Annotated in this window: 21 protein-coding genes; 8 read left to right on the top strand and 13 right to left on the bottom strand. The window is 63.8% G+C overall.

What is annotated here, in order from left to right:
* Positions 1–118: 118 nt before the first annotated feature.
* Positions 119–1,612, bottom strand: a complete 1,494-nt coding sequence (locus M653_RS0104045) for a PLP-dependent aminotransferase family protein (protein WP_015314107.1) — start codon at positions 1,610–1,612, stop codon at positions 119–121.
* Between the two features lie 314 nt (positions 1,613–1,926).
* Here M653_RS0104045 and pgi point away from each other — a divergent pair, with 314 nt between their 5' ends.
* Positions 1,927–3,570, top strand: a complete 1,644-nt coding sequence (gene pgi, locus M653_RS0104040) for a glucose-6-phosphate isomerase (protein ID WP_027142142.1) — start codon at positions 1,927–1,929, stop codon at positions 3,568–3,570.
* Between the two features lie 5 nt (positions 3,571–3,575).
* The gene (locus tag M653_RS0104035) at positions 3,576–4,298 is read left to right on the top strand and encodes an HAD family hydrolase (protein ID WP_027142141.1); all 723 of its coding nucleotides are present in this window, start codon (positions 3,576–3,578) and stop codon (positions 4,296–4,298) included.
* Here M653_RS0104035 and M653_RS0104030 read toward each other — a convergent pair.
* On the bottom strand, positions 4,282–4,941 hold the full coding sequence (locus tag M653_RS0104030) for a 50S ribosomal protein L11 methyltransferase (RefSeq protein WP_084636412.1): 660 nt from the start codon (positions 4,939–4,941) through the stop codon (positions 4,282–4,284). The two genes, M653_RS0104035 and M653_RS0104030, sit on opposite strands and share 17 nt — an antisense overlap.
* Positions 4,942–5,033: 92 nt before the next feature.
* Positions 5,034–7,019 (bottom strand): long-chain fatty acid--CoA ligase, encoded by a 1,986-nt coding sequence (locus M653_RS0104025; RefSeq protein WP_027142139.1) that lies wholly within the window; start codon positions 7,017–7,019, stop codon positions 5,034–5,036.
* 469 nt (positions 7,020–7,488) lie between these two features.
* Here M653_RS0104025 and M653_RS0104020 point away from each other — a divergent pair, with 469 nt between their 5' ends.
* The 5 genes from M653_RS0104020 (at position 7,489) to M653_RS0104000 (ending at position 12,751) form a co-directional block, all read left to right on the top strand.
* Positions 7,489–9,081: an ABC transporter substrate-binding protein gene (locus M653_RS0104020; RefSeq protein ID WP_027142138.1), complete on the top strand. Its 1,593-nt coding sequence runs from the start codon at positions 7,489–7,491 to the stop codon at positions 9,079–9,081.
* A 50-nt stretch (positions 9,082–9,131) separates the two neighbouring features.
* Positions 9,132–10,139, top strand: coding sequence for an ABC transporter permease subunit (locus tag M653_RS0104015; RefSeq protein ID WP_027142137.1), 1,008 nt, complete (start codon positions 9,132–9,134; stop codon positions 10,137–10,139).
* A 70-nt stretch (positions 10,140–10,209) separates the two neighbouring features.
* Positions 10,210–11,064: an ABC transporter permease subunit gene (locus tag M653_RS0104010; RefSeq protein ID WP_245262054.1), complete on the top strand. Its 855-nt coding sequence runs from the start codon at positions 10,210–10,212 to the stop codon at positions 11,062–11,064.
* A gap of 2 nt (positions 11,065–11,066) precedes the next feature.
* Positions 11,067–11,924, top strand: coding sequence for an ABC transporter ATP-binding protein (locus M653_RS01000000132050; protein ID WP_015314099.1), 858 nt, complete (start codon positions 11,067–11,069; stop codon positions 11,922–11,924).
* Positions 11,921–12,751 carry a dipeptide ABC transporter ATP-binding protein gene (locus M653_RS0104000; RefSeq protein ID WP_027142135.1) on the top strand — a complete coding sequence of 277 codons (831 nt, stop codon included), beginning with the start codon at positions 11,921–11,923 and terminating at the stop codon, positions 12,749–12,751. The genes M653_RS01000000132050 and M653_RS0104000 overlap by 4 nt, the downstream gene beginning before the upstream one ends.
* A gap of 116 nt (positions 12,752–12,867) precedes the next feature.
* Here M653_RS0104000 and M653_RS0103995 read toward each other — a convergent pair whose 3' ends face one another.
* From M653_RS0103995 to M653_RS0103980, 4 genes are all read right to left on the bottom strand, one after another.
* On the bottom strand, positions 12,868–14,130 hold the full coding sequence (locus tag M653_RS0103995; protein ID WP_027142134.1) for a cysteine desulfurase-like protein: 1,263 nt from the start codon (positions 14,128–14,130) through the stop codon (positions 12,868–12,870).
* Positions 14,131–14,270: 140 nt separating this feature from the next.
* Entirely contained in the window at positions 14,271–14,945 is a 675-nt protein-coding gene (locus M653_RS0103990) for an amino acid ABC transporter permease (protein ID WP_027142133.1), read from the bottom strand.
* Positions 14,946–15,109: 164 nt separating this feature from the next.
* Positions 15,110–15,907 (bottom strand): ABC transporter substrate-binding protein, encoded by a 798-nt coding sequence (locus M653_RS0103985; protein ID WP_027142132.1) that lies wholly within the window; start codon positions 15,905–15,907, stop codon positions 15,110–15,112.
* 419 nt (positions 15,908–16,326) lie between these two features.
* Entirely contained in the window at positions 16,327–17,103 is a 777-nt protein-coding gene (locus M653_RS0103980; RefSeq protein ID WP_027142131.1) for an HpcH/HpaI aldolase/citrate lyase family protein, read from the bottom strand.
* Between the two features lie 121 nt (positions 17,104–17,224).
* Here M653_RS0103980 and M653_RS0103975 point away from each other — a divergent pair, with 121 nt between their 5' ends.
* On the top strand, positions 17,225–18,316 hold the full coding sequence (locus M653_RS0103975; protein ID WP_027142130.1) for an LLM class flavin-dependent oxidoreductase: 1,092 nt from the start codon (positions 17,225–17,227) through the stop codon (positions 18,314–18,316).
* Between the two features lie 23 nt (positions 18,317–18,339).
* Here the strand turns inward: M653_RS0103975 and M653_RS0103970 are convergent, their stop codons facing one another.
* From M653_RS0103970 to M653_RS0103945, 6 genes are all read right to left on the bottom strand, one after another.
* Positions 18,340–18,735: a RidA family protein gene (locus tag M653_RS0103970; RefSeq protein WP_027142129.1), complete on the bottom strand. Its 396-nt coding sequence runs from the start codon at positions 18,733–18,735 to the stop codon at positions 18,340–18,342.
* A 73-nt stretch (positions 18,736–18,808) separates the two neighbouring features.
* Positions 18,809–19,957: an acyl-CoA dehydrogenase family protein gene (locus M653_RS0103965; RefSeq protein WP_027142128.1), complete on the bottom strand. Its 1,149-nt coding sequence runs from the start codon at positions 19,955–19,957 to the stop codon at positions 18,809–18,811.
* Positions 19,958–20,170: 213 nt separating this feature from the next.
* Positions 20,171–20,983 carry an enoyl-CoA hydratase family protein gene (locus M653_RS0103960; RefSeq protein ID WP_027142127.1) on the bottom strand — a complete coding sequence of 271 codons (813 nt, stop codon included), beginning with the start codon at positions 20,981–20,983 and terminating at the stop codon, positions 20,171–20,173.
* Positions 20,980–21,450 carry a MarR family transcriptional regulator gene (locus M653_RS0103955; RefSeq protein ID WP_027142126.1) on the bottom strand — a complete coding sequence of 157 codons (471 nt, stop codon included), beginning with the start codon at positions 21,448–21,450 and terminating at the stop codon, positions 20,980–20,982. The genes M653_RS0103960 and M653_RS0103955 overlap by 4 nt, the downstream gene beginning before the upstream one ends.
* A complete protein-coding gene (locus M653_RS0103950; protein ID WP_027142125.1) occupies positions 21,444–22,217 on the bottom strand; it encodes an SDR family NAD(P)-dependent oxidoreductase in 774 nt (257 codons plus the stop codon). The genes M653_RS0103955 and M653_RS0103950 overlap by 7 nt, the downstream gene beginning before the upstream one ends.
* Entirely contained in the window at positions 22,214–24,508 is a 2,295-nt protein-coding gene (locus tag M653_RS0103945) for a bifunctional salicylyl-CoA 5-hydroxylase/oxidoreductase (RefSeq protein WP_027142124.1), read from the bottom strand. The genes M653_RS0103950 and M653_RS0103945 overlap by 4 nt, the downstream gene beginning before the upstream one ends.
* Positions 24,509–24,569 lie beyond the last annotated feature (61 nt).

Genomic DNA, 24,569 nt, shown 5'->3' with positions numbered 1-24,569 from the left:
CCCTTTGTGCCACGACTATGCCGCCGGCATTGGCACAGCCTATGAGCCAGCCGGTCCGGTTGCATATGCCAGAGCTAAAGGAGCCGAAGCCGCGATTGCGCGGCTCCGGTCAGTGGAATCAGGCGGCTGCGGGCCTGCGGCCGGCGGCGGTGGCCAGTTCCCGGATGCCGGGCTCGATGTGCTGCAGCGCGATCGAGGAAATGCCCAACCGCATGAAACGCGAAGGCTTTTCGGTGCGATCGAAGAACCGGTCGCCCGGCTCGATGATGACGCTGCGCGAGGCGGCGGCCTCGGCCAAACCGCGCGAATCGGTGCCGCGTGGCCCCTCCAGCCAAAGCGATGTGCCGCCGGCCGAATCCGTCGAGCGCCACTCCGGCAGGAAGGCGGAAATCGCATGGACCAGACGCTTGCGCCGCTCGTCGAAGGCGCTCGACAGCCGCCGCACCAGCGCTTCGTGATGGCCGAGCGACAGGAACAGCGCCACGGCGCGCTGGTTGTTCGCCGGCGGATGGCGCAGCATGAAGCGGCGCAGGGCCCTGAGTTCGGCGATTAGTCCAGCCGAGGCCACGATGTAGCCAAGCCGCAGACCGGGGGCCAGCGTCTTCGACATCGAGCCGACATAAACGACGCGGCCGGAGCGGTCGAGGCTCTTCAGCGCCTGCTGCGGCGCCTCGTCGAGAAGCTGGCTGTCATAGCCGTCCTCGATGATGATCTGGTTGTGCCGGTTGGCGCGCGCCAGAAGATCCTGCCGCCGCTCCGCCGACAACGGCACCATGGTCGGGCAATGATGGCTCGGCGTGACAAACACGAACCCGGAATCATTGGGAATAGAAGAGGTTACGATGCCGGACTGGTCCACCGGCACCGGCTCGATATCGGCGCCCGCGAGCCGGAAGATCGAGCGCGCGTCAGGGTAGCCCGGATCCTCCATCGCCACTTTCGAGCCCTTGGTCATCAAGAGCGAAGCGAGCATATAGAGCGCGTTCTGGGCGCCCAGCGTGACGATGATCTCGTCGGGATTGGCGAAAATGCCGCGCCTGGGCAGCAGCCGGGCCTGGATTTGCTCGATCAGCAGCGGATCGTCGCGGTCGACCATGTCGGACGCCCAGTTGCGGATCTCCAGTACGGCCAGCGCCATGCGGTTGCACTCGCGCCACTCGGCGGTCGGGAACAGCGCCGGGTCGAACTGGCCGTAGACGAAGGGGTAGGACGACTTGATCCAGTTCTCGTGCTTGGCCGGCGGCGGCATGTCGCTGGCGGCGATCTGCCGGCGTGCCTTCCAGTCGATCTCATTGGCTTGGTCGGGCGCCTTCTGGTGCGGCTTGGCCGGTGTCGCCAGCACGTCCGGATTGACGAAATGGCCGCGCCGCTCGCGCGCCACCAGGAAACCCTGGTCGACGAGCTGCTGGAAGGCCAGCACCACCGTTCCGCGCGCCACGCCGAGTTTTTCGGCCAGGATGCGGCAGGAAGGAAGTGGCATCGAAGCGGCGATCTGGCGGTCGAGAATGGCGGCCACGATGGCTTGGCGGATCTGCGCCTGCAGGGTCTGGCCGGATTCAGCCGAAATCCGGAACAGGCCGGACCATATCGCCGTGTCGTTTCTCTGTGGCATGGAAGATGTTCCTCGATGGCCAGCTTTTTTTGCTTGGCTGGACCAGCCGAACGTAACCGTGGCACAAGGGGTTGCGCCAATCAATTTTTCTGATCTTTGGGATTTATGCCAGTGATCCTTCGGGCCTGAAACACAGGACGCTGGCGCCTCGCTGCTCGATCCCTGCTGATACATTGTGTCATGGCATCGTGATGCGCTGCGTCATCGCCGCGTATTGACCGCATGGAATTCGGCTCAATAGTTTCGGCGCGACGACACGCGCCGGAAACATCCGGTCTGATATGGTGCGTCTAAAACGCCAGGAGTCCCCGCCAGTGGATCAGTCAGCCTTCCAGAAACAGCTTGCCGCCCTGCGCGATCATCGCGCCGCCGCACCTGGCGACATGCGCCAGGTCTTCGCCGCCGATCCGCAGCGCTTCAAGACATTCTCCGCTACCGATGGCGACCTCCTGCTCGACTGGTCGAAATGCGCCGTCGACGCGGCGACTATGGATATCCTGGAAAAGCTCGCCGCCGCCGCCGATCTCGAAGGCCGCCGCGCCGCCATGTTCGCCGGCAAGAAGATCAACGTCACCGAAGACCGCGCCGTTCTGCACACGGCACTGCGAAACCTCAGCGGCAAGGGTGTCACGGTCGACGGCCAGGACGTCAAGGCGGATGTCATTTCCGTGCTCGACGCCATGGGCGCCTTCGCCGATGCCGTCCGCTCCGGCAAGGCGACAGGCGCCACCGGCAAGAAGATCACCGACATCGTCAATATCGGCATCGGCGGCTCGGACCTTGGTCCGGCCATGGCGACCCTGGCGCTCGCCCCCTATCATGACGGCCCGCACGCGCATTATGTCTCCAACATCGACGGCGCTCATATCCACGACACGCTGAAGGGATTGTCCGCCGAAACCACGCTGTTCATCATCGCCTCCAAGACCTTCACCACGGTCGAGACGATGACCAATGCGCAGACCGCGCGGCAATGGATCGAGAAGGCTTTGGGCAAGGAGGCCGTGGGCAAGCATTTCGCCGCCGTCTCGACCGCGCTCGACCTGGTGGCCAGGTTCGGCATCGAGCAGGATCGCGTCTTCGGCTTCTGGGACTGGGTCGGCGGCCGCTATTCGCTATGGGGCGCGATCGGCCTTCCGGTCATGATCGCCATCGGCCCGCGCAATTTCCGCGCCTTCCTCGACGGTGCGCACGAGATGGACGAGCATTTCCGTTCCGCGCCGCTCCAGAAGAACCTGCCGGCGCTCCTGGGGCTTGTCGGCTGGTGGCACCGCGTGATCTGCGGCTATCCGGCCCGCGCGGTCATCCCTTATGACCAGCGCCTGTCCAGGCTGCCGGCCTATCTGCAGCAGCTCGATATGGAATCGAACGGCAAGAGCGTCACCCTCGACGGCACGCCGGTGACGACGCCGACCGGGCCGCTGGTGTGGGGGGAGCCAGGCACCAACGGTCAGCACGCCTTTTTCCAGCTGCTGCACCAGGGCACCGATTTGATCCCTGTCGAGTTCCTCGCCGCCGCCGTCGGCCATGAGCCCGATCTCAAACACCAGCATGACCTGCTGCTCGCCAACTGCCTGGCGCAGTCGGAAGCCTTGATGAAGGGCCGTACGCTACAAGAGGCGCGCGCGCAGATGCTGGCCAAGGGCATGAAGCCGGCGGACGTCGACCGTATCGCGCCACACCGCGTCTTTTCCGGCAACCGGCCTTCGGTGACCATCCTCTACCGCAAGCTCGACCCGCGCACCTTTGGCCGGCTGATCGCGCTCTACGAGCACCGCGTCTTCGTCGAGGGAACGCTGTTCAACATCAACTCTTTCGACCAGTGGGGCGTCGAACTCGGCAAGGAACTGGCCACCGGCCTCCTGCCTGTCGTGGAAGGCAAGGAAAGTGCCGCCAAGCGCGACGCGTCGACCGCTGGCCTTGTGGGATACATCCACCAATTGCGTGGTTCGGAGTGAAAAGTTTGGCAGACATCAAGGGCATATTGTTCGACAAGGACGGTACACTTGTCGATTTCAACGCGACCTGGCTCGGCGTTGCCGATTTCATGGCCATGGACGCAGCCGAGGGCGACCGCTGGAAGGCCGACAGGCTGCTGGCGGCCGCCGGTTTCGATTTCGCCAACCGGCGCTTCAAACCCGACTCCATCTTTGCCTCCGGCACCAATCTCGACGTCGTCGAACTGTGGTTTCCGCGCCTATCCAACGAGGACCAGATGCTGGCCGTCGCCCGCTTCAACGAGATCACTTCGGTGCAGGGCTCGGCGATGGCGGTGGCGCTGCCCGATATCGTCGACACGCTGGCTCTGCTGCACAAGCGATCCTACCGGCTTGGCGTCGCCACCAACGATTCGACCAGCGGCGCGGAGAAGACCTTGGTCACGCTGGGCGTCGCGCAACTGTTCGATGCCGCCTATGGTTATGATGCGGTGGCGAACCCCAAGCCAGCCCCCGACACCATCCAGGCCTTTTGCGATCTTACCGGGCTGAAGCCGGCGGAGATCGCCATGGTCGGTGATAACAGGCACGATCTCGAAATGGCGCGTGCCGGCGGCTGCGGCCTCGCGGTCGGCGTGCTTTCCGGCACCGGCACCCGCGAATCGCTGGCCGAGATCGCCGACGTCATCCTCGATTCGGTTGCCGACCTGCCGGATCTCCTGTCGGCGCGGGTCAAGGAGACGGCCTGATCGCCAAGACGAGGGACTGTTCGGTCCCGAGGCGAAAGACACCACTCGGCTTCAGCGTGGCGTCTTTCGCCTCGCCGAAATCCGGCACCTTGTATTCGGCAAGCAGCCGCAGCCGCGACCGCGGCAGATAGGCTCGGCCTGGATCGCCGACGAGGATCTCGATGCCGGCGGCGAGGCAGCGGTCGAGGAAAGGCATCACCCCCAAGGCGACTTCCTGCCCGTAGAACACGTCGCCGGCGAGCACCAGGTCCGCGGCGGGCGGCGGCCCCGTGGTGATGTCGTTGCCCATTATCGTGATCGTGACGTCGTTGGCCGCTGCGTTCAGCGCGAGCGCGGCAATGCCGTTGCGGTCGATCTCGGCGGCTATCACCTCACGCGCGCCGGCTTTCGCGGCGGCGATGCCGACAATGCCGGACCCGGCTCCGAGGTCGAGCACGCGGCGGCCCGTCACGATCTTCGGATTGTCGAGGATATAGCGCGCCAGCACGGCGCCGCCGGCCCACGCATAGGCCCAGTAGGGCGGCTGCGGTTCCCGCGTGTCATCGTGATGCTCTTCAGGGTCGACGAGGCGCCTCAGGCCGCTGCCCGGGTGAGCGGTGTACAGCTGGATTTCGGGAAGCGCCGGTATCGGGACAAGGCGCATATTCGCCTTGATGAACGCTGCCGGGTCGAGGCGGAGGTGCCGGCCCGGCAAACCGTTGTCCGGCGCCTCGCCGTCGGCAGGCCTATCACCCACTACTCGCGCAAAGCCCGCCGCAGGATCTTGCCGACCGGCGTCTTCGGCAATTCGGTCCTGAACTCGATGTATCTGGGACGCTTGTAGCCGGTCAGGTTCTCACGGCAAAAGGCGGTGATGGCTTCGGCCGTCAGGGCCGGATCCTTCTTGACGATGAACAGCTTCGGCACTTCGCCCGAATGCTCGTCCGGCACGCCGATCGCCGCCACTTCGAGCACGCCGGGATGCGCCGCCACGACCTCCTCGAGTTCGGTCGGATAGACGTTGAAGCCGGAAACGAGGATCATGTCCTTCTTGCGATCGACGATCTTGGTGTAGCCGCGTTCGTCCATGAAGCCCATGTCGCCCGATTTGAAGAAGCCGTCCTCGGTCATCACCTTGGCGGTCTCGTCCGGCCGGTTCCAGTAACCCGCCATCACCTGCGGTCCCCTGATGCAGATCTCGCCGACCTCGCCGAGCGGCACGTTGTTGCCGTCGTCGTCGCGGATGGTGATTTCGGTCGAGGGCAGCGGCAGGCCGATGGTGCCGGTGAAGTCGCCGGAACTGAATTTGTTGGCCGTCGCCACCGGCGAGGTCTCCGAAAGGCCGTAGCCTTCGCTGATCGGGCACCCGGTCAGCGCCTTCCAGCGCTCGGCGACGCCCTTCTGCACCGCCATGCCGCCGCCCAGCGTCAGCAGCAGCGGCCTGAAGTCGAGCTTGCGGAAGTCCTCATTGTTCAAGAGCGCATTGAACAGCGTGTTGAGGCCCGGAAAGATATGGATCGGATATTTGCCCATTTCCTTGACGAAGCTGGGAATGTCGCGCGGATTGGGGATCAGTATGTTCTGGCCGCCCATTTGCATGCCCATCAGCGCATTCACCGTCAGCGCGAAGATATGGTAGAGCGGCAATGCGCAGACGAGGTTGAGATGCGCCGGCTTTGGCTTGACGGTGTAGGCGTCCTGCAGCCACAGCGCATTCTGCGCGACATTGGCCAGCACATTGCTGTGCGAGAGGGTCGCGCCTTTCGAGATTCCGGTGGTGCCGCCGGTATATTGCAGGAAGGCGACGTCACTGGCGGCCACCGTGGCCGGCTTGAAGGCCATGCCGCGGCCAGCCTTCAGGGCGGCATTGAACTTGACATGGCCGGGCAATGACCAGGCCGGCACCATTTTCTTGACGCGGCGCACGACCAGATTGACGATCGAGCCCTTCAGGCCGCCGAGCAGGTCGCCCATGGCGGCGACCATGACATGCTTGACCGAGGTCCTGGCGACGACCGCCTGCAAGGTGCTGGCGAAGTTTTCGAGGATGACGATGGCCTGCGCCCCGGAATCCTTGAGCTGATGCTCCAGTTCGCGCGGCGTGTAGAGCGGATTGACGTTCACCACCGTGAAGCCGGCGCGGGCGACCGCCATCATCGCCACGGGATACTGCAGCACGTTCGGCATCATCAGGGCGACGCGCGCCCCCTTCTGCAATCCGGTGGACTGCAGATAGGCACCGAAGGCCGCCGATAGCCGTTCGAGTTCAGCGTAGGTGATGGACTTGCCCATGCAGGTGAAAGCCGGCTGACCGGCGAACTGCTTGCAGGCGCCAACGAGGAAGTCGCCGATGGAACTGTAGGGAAGGGCGCCGATCTCGGCCGGCATGTTCTTGGGATAGCTGTTGAGCCATGGCTTTTGCGGCAGGCCGGCGGCGAGTTCGGTGAGCGCCTTCGGCAGCCGCTGGCTGGCCGCGGTCGCCGGTTTCGATACAGGTACAGCCTTCGCGGGTGGCGAACTCTTCGTCGTTCCGGCCTTGCCCGGTCCGGCCTTGGTCGCGGATGCCTTTGCCGATGCGGCTTTCGTCGCCGGCTTCTTGCCGGTACTGGCGGTGGCCGCTGCTTTCGCCGTGGGGGTGCTCTTGGCGGGTTTGGCCGCCGCTTTCGCGGCTGCGGCTTTGCCTTGCCCACCGGCCGCTGGTTTCGAGACCGCCTTGGCCGACGCCTTCGATGCTTTTGCCACCCGTTCCTCCTCGACAACCCTGGTCGTCTGTTTCTCGTTGGCCCGCGCCGCGCCGCCTCCGGATTGATGGAGACGTCCTCCGCTGCCGCCAGCATGTCCGCCTATGTATTGCCTCTATCGGCGGCGGTGCAAGTCTTGCCCTTGCGGCAAGACCCCGAAAGATTTGCCGTCGGAAATCGTTCCCGCCGGCTGTACTTGGAACCGGCATTTTTCCGCATCGATGCCCGGATGAAGACGGCGCGCGGCACCCTTGGTACCGGACGTCGGATCAATAAAAAAATGCGGTCGTTAATAATATCGTGAATAGAAAAAACTGCTAATTTTTTCTGCCATTTAGCAAAATCGCGGATTTTTTTCCTGCTTCCCGCGGGGTAAGCAAACGGGGTGTTCCAAAGCCGGAAAAACGGTGCTTATATGCGCGCTTCGCGAGCCTGATAGAGGGGCTTGGAAGAACATCAGGGAGTGCTCAATGAAGAAGAAATTGACTTTTGCAGCCGCGTTGCTGGCTGCAAGCGTCCTGGGCGGCGTGGCCAACGCGAAAACTCTGGTCTATTGCGCGGAGGCGTCGCCAGAAGGTTTCGATCCGGCGCCGTACACTGCGGGACAGACGTTCGATGCGTCCTCGCGTACCGTCTTCAACCGCCTCGTCGAATTCGATCACGGCAAGACCTCGGTCTCGCCCGGCCTTGCTGACAGCTGGGCGATTTCCGACGACGGCAAGGAATATACTTTCAAGCTGCGCAAGGGCGTCAAGTTCGCGCCCACCGACTACTTCACCCCGACGCGCGACCTGAACGCCGACGACGTGGTGTTCTCGTTCCAGCGCCAGGTCGACAAGAACGGCCCCTGGTTCCAGTACATACCGGGCATTGCCTATCAGTATTACAATGATCAGTTCGGCGACAACATCACCAAGGTCGAGAAGGTCGACGACCTCACGGTGAAGTTCACCCTCAAGGAGCCGGCGATCACCTTCATTCCGACGCTGGGCATGGATTTCGCCTCGATCGTCTCGAAGGAATATGCCGACAAGCTGCAGGCCGACAAGACGCCTGAATTGTTCAACCAGAAGCCGGTCGGCACCGGCCCGTTCATCTTCGTCGACTACCAGACCGACGCCGCCATCCGCTACAAGGCCAACCCGGACTATTGGGGCGGCAAGCAGAAGATCGACGATCTGGTCTTCGCCATCACAACCGATCCGGCGGTGCGCGCGCAGAAGCTGAAGGCCGGCGAATGCAACATCATGTCGTATCCGGCACCGGCCGACATCGCCGGCCTGCAGGCTGATGCGAACCTGACGGTCGCGGAGCAGGAAGGCCTCAACGTCGGCGCGCTGATGTACAACACCCAGCAGAAGCCGTTCGACGACGTGCGCGTCCGCAAGGCGCTCAACATGGCCATCAACAAGAAGGCCATTATCGACGCCGTGTTCCAGGGCGCCGGCCAGGTGGCGATCAACCCGATCCCGCCGACCATGTGGTCCTACAACAAGGACGTGAAGGACGATCCGTACGATCCGGAGGCGGCCAAGAAGATGCTTGAAGAGGCCGGCGTCAAGGACCTCAAGATGAACGTCTGGGCCATGCCCGTGTCGCGTCCGTACATGCCGAACGCGCGCCGCACCGCCGAGCTGATCCAGGCCGACTTCGCCAAGGTCGGCGTCACCGTCAACATCGTCAGCTATGATTGGGGTGAATACCTCAAGCGCGCTTCGGCGGTCGATCACGACGGCGCCGTCATCGTCGGCTGGACCGGCGACAATGGCGATCCGGACAACTTCCTCGGCGTGCTCCTGAGCTGCGCTTCCGTCGGTTCGAACAACCGCGCGGAATGGTGCAACAAGGACTTCGATGCGCTCATCAACAAGGCCAAGACCGTTTCCGATCAGGCCGAGCGCACCAAGCTCTACGAACAGGCACAGGTCATCTTCAAGGAGCAGGCACCGTGGGCGACGCTCGCCCACTCCAAGGTGTTCATGCCGATGCAGAAGACAGTCTCCGGCTTTGCGATGGATCCGCTCGGCATCCATCGCTTTGACGGCGTCGATATCGCCGAATAAGGTTCGCGAAACGGGGCGGCGCCACAGGGCGCCGCCCCACCTCGCCCGCCATGCTGCGTTATATCCTCGGCAAGCTCGCCCTCATCATCCCGACCTTCATCGGGATAACCATCCTCGCTTTCGGCTTCGTGCGCATCCTGCCCGGTGATCCGGTGCTGGTGCTTGCGGGCGAACGTGGCCTGTCGCCCGAACGCCACACGGCGCTGATGCATCAGTTCGGTTTCGACCTGCCGATCTGGCAACAATATCTGACCTATCTGACCAACATCCTCAGCGGCGATTTCGGCACCTCGTTTTCCACCAAGACGCCGGTGCTCAAGGATTTCCTGGTGCGGTTCCCGGCGACGGTCGAACTCGCCATCTTCGCCATGATCTTCGCCATCATCTTCGGTGTCGCCTTCGGCATTTTCGCCGCCATCCGCCGCGGCTCCTGGTTCGACCAGCTGACCATGGGGACCGCGCTCGCCGGCTATTCCATGCCGATCTTCTGGTGGGGCCTGCTGCTGATTATCGTCTTCTCCGGTACGCTGCACTGGACACCGGTCTCGGGCCGCATCGACCTTCTCTACTTCTTCAAGCCGGTGACCGGCTTCATGACCATCGATTCCCTCATTTCGGGCCAGAAGGGCGCCTTCCGCTCGGCGGTGTCGCACCTCATTCTGCCCACCATCGTGCTCGGCACCATTCCGCTGGCGGTCATCGCCAGGCAGACGCGCTCGGCCATGCTCGAAGTGCTGGGCGAGGATTATGTACGCACCGCGCGCGCCAAGGGCTTGGCGCCGCGCCGTGTCATCGGTCTGCATGCCTTCCGCAATGCGCTGATCCCGGTCGTCACCACCATCGGCCTGCAGGTCGGCACGCTGCTCACCGGCGCCATCCTGACCGAGAGCATCTTTTCGTGGCCGGGCATCGGCAAGTGGATGATCGACGCCATTTCCAAGCGCGACTATTTCACAGTGCAGGGCGGGTTGCTTTTGATCGCGCTGATCGTCATGTCGGTGAACCTTATCGTCGACGTGCTCTATGCCGTCATCAACCCGCGTATCCGGGCGAATTGACATGACCAATGAAGGCCCAGCCGCCATCGAAGCCGCGACCGTCGTCAAGCCGCAGGACGCGCGGCTGCAGATGTTCGGCGAATTCTGGCACTATTTCTCGATCAACAAGGGCGCGGTGATCGGTCTCTTCGTCTTCGCCCTGCTGATCCTGATCGCCATCTTCGCGCCTCTGCTCGCCCCGCATTCGCCGGACGATCAGTTCCGCGACTTCTTCCTGACGCCGCCGGCTTGGCAGACGGGCGGCAACGCGCAGTTCCTGCTCGGCACCGACGCCGTCGGCCGCGATATGCTTTCGCGCCTGATCTATGGCTCGCGTTTCTCGCTCGCCATCGGCTTCGTCGTCGTCACCACGGCGCTAATCTCCGGCGTCATCCTCGGCCTGCTCGCCGGCTACTGCCGTGGCTGGGTCGACACGCTGATCATGCGCATCATGGACATCATCCTGGCCTTCCCGTCGCTGCTGCTGGCACTGGTGCTGGTCGCGGTGCTCGGCCCTGGCCTCGTCAACGCCATGATCGCCATCGCCTTCGTGCTGCAGCCACACTTCGCCCGGCTTACCCGAGCCGCTGTGATGGCGGAGAAGACCCGCGAATATGTCGTCTCGGCCAAGGTCGCCGGCGCCAGCCATCTTAGGCTGATGATGGTCACCATCCTGCCCAACTGTATCGCCCCTCTGATCGTGCAGGCGACGCTGTCCTTCTCCAACGCCATCCTCGAGGCGGCCGCACTCGGCTTCCTCGGCATGGGCGCGCAGCCGCCGACACCCGAATGGGGCACGATGCTCGCCGAAGCGCGCGAGTTCATTCTGCGCGCATGGTGGGTGGTGACCTTTCCCGGCCTCGCCATCCTGATCACCGTCTTTGCCATCAACCTGATCGGCGACGGCCTGCGCGACGCCCTCGACCCCAAGCTGAAGAGGTCGTGAGCATGTCCCTGCTTGAGATCAAGAACCTCACCGTTTCCTTCGACACCGCCGCCGGACCGTTCATGGCCGTGCAAGGTATCGATCTTTCGGTCGAGCCGCGCGAGGTGCTGGCCATCGTCGGCGAGTCCGGCTCCGGCAAGTCGGTGTCGATGCTGGCGGTCATGGGGCTGTTGCCCAACACCGCGACGGTCAAGGCCGACCGCATGGCCTTCGACGGCGTCGACCTGTTGAAGCTCAGCCCGTCCGAACGCCGCAAGATCGTCGGCAAGGACATCTCGATGATCTTCCAGGAGCCGATCGCCAGCCTCAACCCGTGCTTCACGGTCGGCTTCCAGATCGAGGAAGTGCTGCGCTTCCACATGGGCATGGATCGCGCTCAGCGCAGGGCCCGCGCCATAGAGCTGATGAAGCTGGTCGGCATTGCCGATCCGGAAGAACGGCTGAGCTCGTTTCCGCACCAGATGTCGGGCGGCCAGTGCCAGCGTGTCATGATCGCGATCGCCATTGCCTGCAATCCGAAGCTTTTGATCGCGGACGAGCCGACGACCGCGCTCGACGTCACCATCCAGAAGCAGATCCTCGATCTGCTGGTGTCGCTGCAGGCCAAATACGGCATGGGCCTGATCATGATCACTCACAATATGGGCGTGGTGGCCGAGACCGCCGATCGCGTCATCGTCCAGTACAAGGGCCGCAAGATGGAAGAGGCCGACGTGCTGTCGCTGTTTGAATCGCCGAAGAGCAATTACACGCGCGCGCTCCTGTCGGCGTTGCCGGAAAACGCCGTCGGCGACCGGCTGCCGACCGTTTCCGACATGCTGTTCGAGCCAGCTCCCTCGGCAGCGGGAGCCTCCGCATGAGCACCACGGTCCTCGAAGGCAAGAACATCGTTCGCGACTACCATATCGGCGGCGGCCTGTTCACCGGACCGCGCACCGTGCATGCGGTCAAGGGCGTTTCGTTCACGGTGGACAAGGGCAAGACGCTCGCCATCGTCGGCGAAAGCGGCTGCGGCAAGTCCACGCTCGCCCGCATCATCACCTTGATCGATCCGGCGACGTCAGGCGAATTGTTCATCGACGGCAACAAGGTCGATATCGCCAAGGGCGGATTGACCAGGGAGATGCGCCGCAAGGTGCAGATCGTCTTCCAGAACCCTTACGGATCGCTCAATCCGCGCCAGAAGATCGGCGACGTGCTGGGCGAACCGCTGCTGATCAACACCGACAGATCGGCCGCCGAGCGGCGCGACCTCGCCATGCAAATGCTGAAGAAGGTCGGCCTCGGTCACGAGCACTACAACCGCTATCCGCACATGTTCTCGGGCGGCCAGCGCCAGCGCATCGCGATTGCCCGCGCGCTGATGCTCAACCCGAGCCTGCTGGTGCTGGACGAGCCGGTCTCCGCACTCGACCTGTCGGTGCAGGCGCAGGTGCTCAACCTGCTGGCCGACCTGCAGGATGAATTCCAGCTGACCTATGTATTCATCAGCCATGACCTTTCGGTGGTGCGCTACATCGCCGACGATGTGATGGTGATGTATTTCGGCGAGGCCGTCGAATACGGCTCGCGCGACGAGGTCTTTGCCGACCCCAAGCACAGCTACACCAGGACGCTGTTCGCCGCCACGCCGCGTGCCGATGTAGCCAGCATCAAGGCGAGGTTAGCGAAGAAGAAGGCTGCCTGACGTCTCTTCGTCATCCTATGGTCTGCGCCGCGTCGCTTCGCTCCTTGCTTCGCCATAGGATGACGACCTCGAGGTAGCCGCGACTCCCACGGAAAGGTTCCGACCAGGGTCCGAGATCACGACAACTTCGCAATGATTGCCCGCAGCGCCTCGCCGAACTTGTGGATCTCCTCGACCGTGTTGTAGTGCACCAGCGAGGCGCGGATGGCGCCGCTGTCCATCGACAGGTTGAGCCGCTTCATCAGCCGCGGTGCGTACATGTGGCCGTCGCGGATGCCGATCTGCATCTCGGCCATTTCCTCGACGACCCGCTGTGGCGACAGCTTGCCGATGTTGAAGCAGAAGGTCGGCACGCGCTCGTTGATGCGGGCTTCGTCGGCGACGCCGTAGATGGTCGCGCCGCAACCCTTCAGCACGCCCATCATCTCGCGCGCCAGCACCAGCTCATAGTCGCGGATGGCGCCCATGCCGGCGACGATGTTCTCGCGCCGCGAGCGGTTGTTGGACGGCGCGAGATTGCGGCCGATCAGTTCCAGATACTGTACGGCGGCATCCATGCCCGACACGTTCTCATAGATGAAGGTGCCGGCCTCGACCTTGTAGGGCGGCTCGTCCGGGATGAAATCCTCGCGGAAGGTCGGCAAGCGTTTCAGCGTTTCGAAGCGGCCCCACAGGAAGCCCATATGCGGCGAAAAGTTCTTGTAGCCGGAGCAGACGAGATAGTCGCAGTCCCAGGCTTGCACGTCGATCAGTCCGTGCGGTCCGTAATGCACGCAGTCGAGAAACACTTCGCCGCCGGCGGCATGCGCGATTTTCGCGACGGATGCGACGTCCACGATCGAACCGATCGAGTGTGCGGTGACCGTGCAAGCGACAAGACGGGTGCGGTCGGAGACCAGCGGACGCAAATCGTCGACATGCAGATTTCCGTCCTCGCGCATGCGCCACCACTTGAACTTGGCGCCCGCGGATTCCAGCGCCAGCCAGGTGGCGATGTTGGCATCATGGTCCATGTCGGTGATGACGATCTCATCGCGCTCTTGCAGCATCTGGCCGATGCCGAGGCTGACTAGGCGGATGAAGGAGGTGGCGTTCATGCCGAAGCAGATTTCCGCCGGGCTGTAGGCATTGATCAGCAAGGCGACGCTTGTCCGAGCGTCGGCGACCGACTGGTCGACGGTGACGCTGCGGCCATAGCGGCCGCCGCGCTGGACATTGTGCGAGACCAGGTGGTTGGTCACCGCGTCGAGCACGCTCTGCGGGATCTGCGCGCCGGCGGCATTGTCCATGAAAATGAAATCGCCGGCCCGTTGCAGGGCAGGAAACATGGCGCGGATGGTGTCGACGGGGAAGCCGCCGGTGGCCTGGGGATTGCTCAAGAATATCTCCTGCGAAGTGCTTGCGGGGTGGTGGGTGGCTAGAGCAATTCCAGGAAAAGTGCGTAGCGGTTTTCCGTCCGGAATTGCGTGAAAACAAAGAGTTGGGGCGGTTCGGGGATTCCAACAAACACTGAACCGCTCTAGCGGGCTTTCTCGTCCTTGAAGCGGGCTTCAAGCAGGCTGACGAGACGAACCATCGGCCAAAGAAAGATGAGATAGACGAGCGCCGCGCCGATCAGCGGCGAGGGATTGGCGTAGAGTGACTGTGCGTTGGTCGCTTCCTTGAGCAGTTCCGGCAGGGCCACGGTGGAGGCCAGCGAAGTGTCCTTGAACATCGAGACGCAGTTGCTGGTCATCGGCGGGATGACGACGCGCACCGCCTGCGGCAGCACCACCTTGCGCAAGGTCAAAAGGAACGGCAGGCCAAGCGCCTGCGACGCCTCGAACTGACCGCGCGGAATGCTCTCTATGCCGGACCGGAACACTTCGGCCGAATAGGCCGACATGATGATGGCGAACGCGGTCACCGCCGACGCCCAGGACGACAGGCGAATGCCGAGGAAAGGCAGCGCATAGTAGATCAGGATCAGCACGACGAGAACCGGCAAGGCGCGGAAGACGTCGGTGTAGCCAACCGCCAGCCAGCGCAGCGGCTTCGGCGCATAGAGCCGCAAAAGGCTGATCACCAGGCCGATGGGAATGCCGATGCCGATGCTGAGCAGGCCCAGCAGCAGCGTGTTCAGGAAGCCGCGCAGCAGCGCCGGCAGGCTCGACGCGATGACATCGGCGTTGAAGAAAGTGTCGATCAGCGACATCAGGGCATTCCCGAATGGTGTTGCGTCATCTGACGCCAGGGCCCAACCCGGAATATCAAGATCGGCTTTGCCGAACGGATGCTGGTCCCGGGAAGGTTATGCGTGAAAACGGGAGGTGCCGACCCCTTTGGAGCCGGCACGCCTTTCGTCCTGTCGGCCGGCGCTCAGGCCTTGGGCAGCGGCATTTCCTTGACGGTCGAGGAATCGGCCGGCGCGTCGCTGCCGAACCACTTCTTGTGGATCGCGGCCAGCGCGCCGTCCTTCTTCATCGCCGTCAGCGCGTCGTTGAGCTTGCCGACCAACGGATGATCCTTGGTCATCATCAGGCCGTACTGCTCGCCGGTCTTGATGCGCTGCTTGACCTTCAGGTCCTTCATCTTGGTGAAGGAATATTCCATGCCGGGAATGTCGCTGACGGCGGCGTCGACACGGCCGGCGCTGAGGTCGAGCAGCAGGTTCTGCTGCGTGTCATAGCCCTTCACGTCGCTGAAGCCGTCGGCTTCCTGGTGCGCCTTGACCCAGGTCTCGCCGGTCGAGCCCGAGAGCACGCCGACGATCTTGCCCTTGAGGTCCGCCTCGGTGTTGACCGCGCTGTCGGTCTTAGTGGCGATGCCCATGTCGGAATCATAGTAGGGCTGAGTGAACGACTGCGACTTCAGCCGCTCCGGCGTGATCGTGATCGAGGAGATGGCGACGTCGATGCGCTTGGAGGTGGTCGCGGCGAACAGCGCCTGGAAGCCGAGATCGGCGATGTCGGTGGTCATGCCGACGCGCTTGGCCGCCTCGTTGACGATGTCGACCTCAAAACCCTCGAACGTGCCGCTCTCGTTCTTGTATTCGAAGGGCGGGTTGGTCGGGTAGGCGCCGACATTGAGCACATCGGCGGCATAGGCGGTTGCCGGTCCGGCGGCGATGCCGATTGCCGCGGCGAAAAGGATGAGATTGCGACGGGTCAGGTTCATTGGTGGTCCCTCTGGGGTTGTTCCCTCTGGTTGTTGATCGGGCGGGCTGCCCCGCACGGTTTGTTGCCGTCCCGCCTCCCAGCGGGCCGTCAATTCATGGTGGCGACCATGCGCTCGAGCGCGGACGCGATCTGGTCGCGATCGCATGCGTGTTCACGCGCGCGGCAAGGTTGGCGATGGTTTCGGTGTGCGGGTTCCTGGGCGCACGCATCGCAAGCGTAGCGTGCGCTGGACGATGACTGGGGCAGTACAAACGACAAGGACTGAAACCCCTCCTACCCGGAGCAGAATGATGAAATGCCCGGAAACCTTCCAGCCCGACGGCGGCCGTTGATCCTGAATGCTTATCCAAAGTGCCGCGCTTTTCAAGACAAAAGTTTTAAGCTTAAAAAAAGTGCTCGGCATACTCGACTGGGGCGCTAGCGCGGGTCTTCCCGCGCCAGTTCGGCCCGGGCGGCGGCATAATTGGCCGCGGCGCCCGCACCGAGAAACATCGTGTCGCTGGCCAGCACGAAAAAGCTGGCGCCGACGGCTGCCCATTGGCCGACGGTCTGCGGGCTGGCGCAAAATATGCCGGAGGTCTTGTCGTGCGCGATCGTCACGCCGATGATCCTGCGGATCGCATCCGCGAGCTTCTCGGCGCCCTTCGGTCCGATCGCATCGATCGACACGGAGAGATCGCCGGGTCCGACGAAGACCACGTCGACGCCCTCCACCGCGGCGATCGCGTCGATGTTGGCCAACCCTTCGACGGTTTCGACCTGGATCGCGACGGCGGTCCGCTCATTGGCGCCAGCCAGGTATTCGGGAATGCGATAGCCATAGCCGGCCGCGCGGCCGGGTCCGACACCGCGCTCGCCTCGTGGCGGATAGCGCGATGCTTTCACCGCCATTGCCGCCTGTGCCGGTGTCGAGACGCGTGGCACCAGCACACCTTGCGCGCCGCTGTCCAATGCCGCCTGGATGGCTTCGGGCGCATGGCCGGGAACGCGCACCATCGCCGGCACGCGATGCACATCGGCGGCGCGTACCATGCTCTCGATCATCTCGCGCGAGATCTGGGCATGCTCCCAGTCAATGCAGAGGAAGTCGAGGCCGGACAACGCCATCACCTCGACTGCGACGGGGTGAGGAATGGCGGCGAAGGAACCGACAAGGCTGCTCTTGCCGATGCACTTCTGACGGAACTCGCTCATGCCGATCCTCTTTTTCATCCCGCCAAATTCATATCGGCAAACCAGTGCCCGGCGAAGCTATTTCATGCTTGAAATATTTTCGCGGAGCCGTAGCGTGCGATCTTCGCCGGGAGGTCGCGACATGAACAAGGCACATCCGTTGCACGGCTCCAACAAACTGAAGCTTGGCGTCTTCTCGACCAATGCCGATGGCGGCCTTGCCATATCGGATGTGCCGGAGCGCTGGACGGCAAGCTGGCAGGACAATCTGACGGCAGCCCAGATCGCCGACCGCGCCGGGCTGGAGTTCCTGCTGCCGATCGCCCGCTGGCGCGGCTTTGGCGGCCGCAACAAGGTGCGCGAGCGGTCGTTCGAGACCTTCACCTGGGCGGCGGCGCTCAGCATGGCCACCGACCGCATCGGCCTGTTCATGACCGTGCATGTGCCGCTGGTGCACCCGCTCTATGCCGCCAAGGCGCTGGCGACGGTCGACCACATCAGCCAGGGCCGTGCCGGCCTCAACATCGTCTGCGGCTGGAACCCGAAGGAATTCGGCATGTTCGGCACGCCGCTGGTCGAGAAGGGTTACGACCAGGCGGTCGAATGGATCGAGATTCTGGAGAAGCTCTACGCATCGGCGGAGCCGCTCGACTATGAAGGGACCTATTATCACCTCAAGGAGGCGGTCAGCCGGCCGGCCAGCCTGCAGGTTCCGCGCCCGGTGACCATGAACGCCGCTTTCGGCGGCCCGGGCCGCGATTTCGCCGCCGCCAGATGCGATTATCTGTTCACGACCTTTTCCGAGATGGGCGATGCCGGCAAGCATGTCGCCGACATCGGCGAACGGGCCGACAAGGTTGGCCGGGAGGTCGGCGTCTACACCGTGGCCCATGTCGTCTGCCGCCCGACCATGGAAGAGGCGCAGGCCTACTACACACGCTATGCCGTCGATCTGGCCGACCACGAGGCGGTCGATGCGCATATGGCCGGCAAGAAGGAATTCTCGCAATCGCACGACCCGCATGCCTATGAGCGCTATCGCCAGCGTTTCGCCGGCGGCGCCGGCACCTATCCGCTGGTTGGAACGCCGGAGACGATTGCCGCCGAGATGGCCGCCATTGCCGCGCACGGCTACCAGGGCATTGCGCTATCCTTCGTCAACTACACCAGGGAATTGCCCTATTTTTGCGACCACGTGCTGCCGTTGCTGAGGCAGGCTGGGCTTCGCGAATAAAATATTCCGGAGAGACGAATTCTTTATTCCGGAACGACGGCGGTCGCCTGGATCTCCACCTTGGCGCGGTCCTCCACCAGCGCCACCACCTGCATGGCGGCCATCGCCGGAAAATGCCGGCCGATCACCTCGCGATAAGCCTCGCCGATCCCCTTGAGGTTACCGAGATATTCGGCCTTGTCGGTGAAATACCAGGTCATCGAGGTGATGTGCCGTGGCTCCGCGCCGGCCTCGGCCAGCACCGCGACGATGTTCTGGAGCGTCTGCCGCACCTGGCCGGCGAAATCGTCGGTCTCGAACTGACATTGCCCGTTCCAGCCGACCTGTCCGCCGACGAAAACGAGCCTGCCGCGCGCCGCCACGCCGTTGGCGTAGCCGACCGGTTTTGCCCAGCCTTCCGGCTGCAGGATCTCGTGCATGTCGTCTCTCCGCCTTTCCAATATCGGGTCCGCAATATCCGTGTCTCAAAGCAATCCTATCAATGCGACCTGTTCAGGCCGCGCCCATCACTTGCCGCGCGATCACCACCTTCTGCACGTCCGATGCGCCCTCATAGATGCGCAGCGCGCGGATTTCGCGGTACAGGCTCTCGACGATGTGGCCTTTGCGGACACCGTCGCCGCCATGCAGTTGCACCGCTTTGTCGATCACCTCCTGCGCCTTGTCGGTGGCGAACAGCTTGGCCATCGCCGCCTCGCGCGTCACTCGCGCCGCGCCCATGTCCTTGGTCCAGGCGGCGCGATAGACCAGAAGGGCCGCCGCATCGACGTCGAGCGCCATGTCGGCGATATGGCCCTGCACCATCTGCAACTCGGCCATCGGTGCGCCGAACAGTTTGCGCTCGGCCACGCGCTTGATGCTTTCATCGAGCGCGCGGCGGGCAAAGCCGAGCGCCGCCGCGCCGACCGTCGAGCGGAATACGTCGAGCACCGACATGGCGATGCGGAAGCCGTCGCCCGGCTTGCCGATCAGCGCCGAGGCAGGCAGCCGGACCTGGTCGAACGAAAGCCGCGCCAGCGGATGCGGCGCGATCACTTCCAGCCGTTCGGCAATACCGAGCCCCTTGGCGTCGCCCGGCACCAGGAAGGCGGAAAGCCCCTTGGCACCCGGTGCTTCTCCGGTGCGGGCAAAGACGACATAAAGGTCGGCGATGCCGCCATTGGAGATCCAGGTTTTTTCGCCCGTGAGAACGTAGCCGTCGCCATCGCGGGTCGCCGTCATTTCGGTATTGGCGACATCCGAGCCAGAGCGCGGTTCTGACAGGGCAAACGCTGAGATCGCCTTGCCGGCGCGGGTCTTCGAAAGCCATTGCTGCTGGTCAGGCGCCCCGAACAGGCTGAGTGCACCGGTGCCCAGCCCCTGCATGGCAAAGGCGAAGTCGGCCAACCCATCGTGGCGAGCCAGCGTCTCGCGCGTGATGCACAAGGTGCGTACGTCGAGCGGTCCAGGATTGTCGGTATCGAGCGCCGTCGGCTTCAGCCAGCCATCCTTGCCGAGCTTGTCCACCAGCTCGCGGCAGGCGGCGTCGACGTCATGATGGTCGACGGGAAGGTTTTTGGCGCACCAAGTGTCCAGGTGCTCGGCGAGCTCGCGATGCCGGTCCTCGAAGAACGGCCAGTTGAGGAAGGAACGGTCAGGCATGGATGCGCCCTTGATCTTGGTCGCGATCCGTTGCACCCCCCTCTGCCCTGCCGGGCATCTCCCCCGCAAGGGGGGAGATTGGCAGCTTCAATCTTCCCGCCCATCTTGCAACGCTGGCGATTGGCGAAAGCGACGCAATCAGCTGATCTCCCCCCTTGCGGGGGAGATGGCCGGCAGGCCAGAGGGGGGTGCCTGGGCGCAAACCGATCATCCTCAATTCCCCTCGAACACCGGCTTTTCCTTGGCCACGAAAGCCAGATACGCCCGCTCGAAATCGCGCGTCTGCATGCAGATAGCCTGCGCCTGCGCCTCGGCCTCGATCGCCTGGTCGAGGCCCATCGACCATTCCTGGTTGAGCTGCGTCTTGGTGATGCCGTGGGCGAAGGTCGGGCCGGAGACGATGCGGGCCGCCATCTCCAGCGCGTCGGTCTCCAGAGCCGCCGCATCGACCAGCCTGTTGTAGAATCCCCAGCGCTCGCCTTCCGTAGCCGTCATGGTTCGGCCCGTGTAAAGCAGTTCGGCGGCGCGGCCCTGGCCGATGATGCGCGGCAGGATCGCGCAGGCGCCCATGTCGCAGCCGGCAAGGCCGACGCGGGTGAACAGGAAGGCGGTCTTGGCTTCCGGCGTGGCGATGCGGATGTCGGCGCTCATGGCGATGATGGCGCCGGCGCCAACCGCCACGCCGTCCACCGCCGCGATGATCGGCTTGCCGCAGTTGAGCATTGCCTTGACGAAATCGCCGGTCATGCGGGTGAAGGCCAAGAGCTGCTTCATGTCCATCTTGACCAGCGGACCGATGATGTCGTGGACATCGCCGCCGGAGCAGAAATTGCCGCCATTGGAGAGGAACACCACGGCGTCGACGTCCTCGGCATAGACGAGATCGCGGAACGTGTCGCGCAGCTCGGCATAGCTATCGAAGGTCAGCGGGTTCTTGCGCTCCGGCCGGTCGAGCCGGACCCTGGCGATCCGGCCCTCGACTTCCCACAGGAAATGCTTCGGCTTGAGGCCGGCCATTGCAGTCATTCGCGTCCCTCCCAGTTGCTGCGGAACGAGGTCAGCATGCCGGTCAGTCGGTGCGCATCCTCCTCGCTGACCTTGCCCAGCAATTCGCCGATCCAGCCCTCATGCGCCGCGGCGATGGTGGCAAAGGACTTCGTGCCTTCCTCGGTCAACCGCACCATCGAGGTACGGCGGTCGCCATTGCGGCGGGCCCGGGCGACAAGTCCTTCCGACACCAGCCGGTCGACAATGCCGGTGACATTGCCGTTGGACACCAGCAGGAAGCGCGACAGGTCGCTCATCAGCATGCCTTCCGGCGCCCGGTAAAGCGCTGCCATGACGTCGAAACGCGGCAGCGTCGTGTCGAATTCCTTCTTCAGGCGCTCGCGCAATTCGGCCTCGATCGTGCGTGAAGCCCGCAGCAGCCTTATCCAAAGACGCAACCGGTCCTTGCCGGGTCCCGATGGCACGGGCAGGGGGCCGGCTACCATGTTTCACCTCCCGAGATCGAAATCGCCTGTCCGGTGATCGACGCCGCCGCGTCGCCGCACAACCACAGCACGGCTTCGGCAATTTCTTGCGGCTGGATGAAGCGGCCTTGCGGGTTGGTCGAGACGAGGCTGGCTCGCGCCTCGCCGGCCGAGCGGCCGGTCTTTTCGACGATGCGCTGGATGGATTCCTCCAACATGTCGGTCTCGACGAAGCCCGGACACACCGCATTGACGGTGACGCCGGATTTCGCCGTCTCTGCGGCCAGCGCCCGCATCAGGCCGACGACGCCATGTTTGGCCGCCACATAAGGCGCAACATAGGGATAGCCTTTCAATCCGGCGGTGGAGGCGATGAAGACGATGCGGCCTGCCTTGCGCGCGGCCATGCCGGCCAGCGCCGGTCTCACCGTCAGGAACGCCCCGGTCAGATTGACGTCGAGCGTTCGCTGCCAGTCGGCAAGCGTGGTCTTGTGCGCCGGCGTGCTGCCGGCCATGCCGGCATTGGCAACGACGATGTTGAATGGTCCGCGCGCGGCCTCCGCCATCTCGTAAAGCGCCGCCATCGCCGCCTCGCTGGTGACGTCTGCGACGATGCCATGGATGCGGCCGTTTTCGCCGGCAACCTTGGTGAGCTCAGCTTCGCTGCGCCCACAAATGGTCACGTCGATACCAGCCGCGGCCAAAGTGAGCGCGATGGCCCGGCCGACGCCGGATCCGCCGCCGGTGACCAGCGCGTGCTTGCCGGGAATCGTTGTCGCGGCCGTCATACTTTCAGCCCCGCAGCGGCGTCACGCTCGGCCAGCCGGTAGAGCTGATCGCGCCCGGGCAGATAGGGATCCGGCCATTTGACGCCACGGTCGCCGAGCGTCACCGCCGCATGCAGCATCCAGTAGGGATCGGCGAGATGCGGCCGTGCCAGCGCCACCAGATCGGCGCGGCCGGCCATCAGGATCGAATTGACATGGTCGGGCTCGTAGATGTTGCCGACCGCCATCGTCGCCATGCCGACCTCGTTGCGGATACGGTCGGAGAACGGCGTCTGGAACATGCGACCATAGACCGGCTTGGCGGCAACCGACGTCTGGCCGGCCGAAACATCGCAAATGTCGACGCCGGCCTCGTGCAGCATCCGCGCGATCTCGACGGCGTCCGCCGGCGTCACGCCTTCGATGCCGACCCAGTCATTGGCCGAAATGCGCATCGAGATCGGTTTTTCCGCGGGCCAGGCGGCGCGCACCGCGTGGAAGATTTCCAGGGGATAACGCATGCGGTTTTCCAGTGAGCCGCCATAGGCGTCCGTGCGCTGGTTGGTGACCGGCGTGATGAACGACGACAAGAGATAGCCGTGCGCGGCGTGGATCTCGAGCATGTCGAAGCAGCAGCGATCGGCCATTTCGGCCGAGGCCACGAATTGATCGCGCACCAAATCCATGTCGGCGCGGTCCATCGCCTTCGGCACCTGGTTCTCAGGCGACCAGGCGACGGCCGATGCCGCCATGACAGGCCAGTTGCCCGAGGCCAGCGGCACGTCGGTGCCTTCCCAACCGACGCGGGTCGAACCCTTGGCGCCGGAATGGCCGATCTGGGCACAGATCTTCGCTTCGGTTTCGGTATGGACGAAATCGACCAGTCGCTTCCACGCCACCTCATGTTCGGGCGCGTAGAAGCCGGGGCAGCCGGGCGTGATGCGCCCTTCCGGGCTGACGCAGGTCATCTCGATATAGACGAGTCCCGCACCGCCCTTCGCCCGCTCGGCATAATGGGTGAAATGCCAGTCGGTCGGGCGGCCGTCGACGGCCTTGTACTGCGCCATCGGCGAAACGACGACGCGGTTGTTGAGCACCATGTCGCGCAGCTTGAAGGGCGCGAACATCGGCGCCCGGCGCAGCCTATCGCCGCCGGCACCGGCCTGCCGCTGGAACCACTCTTCCGCGCCGCCCAGCCACTCGGCATCGCGCAGCCGCAGATTCTCGTGGCTGATGCGTTGCGAACGGGTCAAAAGCGAATAGTTGAACTGCACCGGATCGAGGCCGAGATAGCGCTCGACCTCCTCGAACCATTCCAGAGAATTGCGCGCCGCCGACTGCAGCTTCAGCACTTCGGTGCGGCGGGCGTCCTCATATTTGCGGAAGGCGGCCTCGAGGTCCGGCTCGGTCTCGACATAGTCGGCCAGCGCCACCGCACTCTCCAAGGCGAGTTTGGTGCCGGAGCCGATCGAGAAATGCGCCGAGGCCGCGGCGTCGCCCATCAGCGCCAGATTCCTGTAGGACCAGCGCTCGCAAAGCACGCGCGGGAAATTGATCCAGGCCGAGCCCCTGATGTGGTTGGCGTTGGTCATCAGCGCGTGGTCGCCAAGATGTTTGGCAAAGATGCGCTCGCACACCGCGATGGACTCCTGCTGCGACATCGCGCCGAAGCCGAAGTCGGCCCAGGTCTGTTCGCTGCACTCGACGATGAAGGTCGCGGTATCGCTGTCGAACTGATAGGCGTGCGCCCACACCCAGCCATGCTCGGTCTTCTCGAAGATAAAGGTGAAGGCGTCGTCGAATTTCTGGTTGGTGCCGAGCCAGACGAACTTGCATTTGCGCGTATCGATGTCGGGCTTGAAGATATCGATGAAGCTGTTGCGCGCCCTGGAGTTCAACCCGTCGGCGGCGACGACCAGGTCATGCGTTTCCATATAGGGTTTTGGGTCGGCGATGTCGGTTTCGAACATCAGCTTGACGCTGAGTTCGCGCGCGCGGCGCTGCAGCAGGATCAACAGCCGCTTGCGGCCGATGCCGCAGAAGCCGTGGCCTGACGAGACCGTGCGCACGCCGTCATGGATGACGGCGATGTCGTCCCAATAGGCAAAATGCTTCTTGATCCAGACGGCGCTGACAGGATCGTTCTTCGCAAGATTATCGAGCGTCTCGGCCGACAGCACGACGCCCCAGCCGAACGTGTCGTCGGCGCGATTGCGCTCGAAAACCGTCACGTCGTGCGCGGCGTCTCTCAGCTTCATCGAAATGGCAAAGTAGAGGCCGGCTGGTCCGCCGCCGAGAACCGCAACCTTCATCCGTGCGATCTCCTCTTCGCTTGCTATGCCTCAGTATCGCGCCGGAGGTAGGATATTTCAA

The organism is Mesorhizobium sp. WSM3626 (assembly GCF_000513935.1).
Taxonomy (GTDB): domain Bacteria; phylum Pseudomonadota; class Alphaproteobacteria; order Rhizobiales; family Rhizobiaceae; genus Mesorhizobium; species Mesorhizobium salmacidum.
This window is presented reverse-complemented; position numbering and strand designations above follow the sequence as displayed.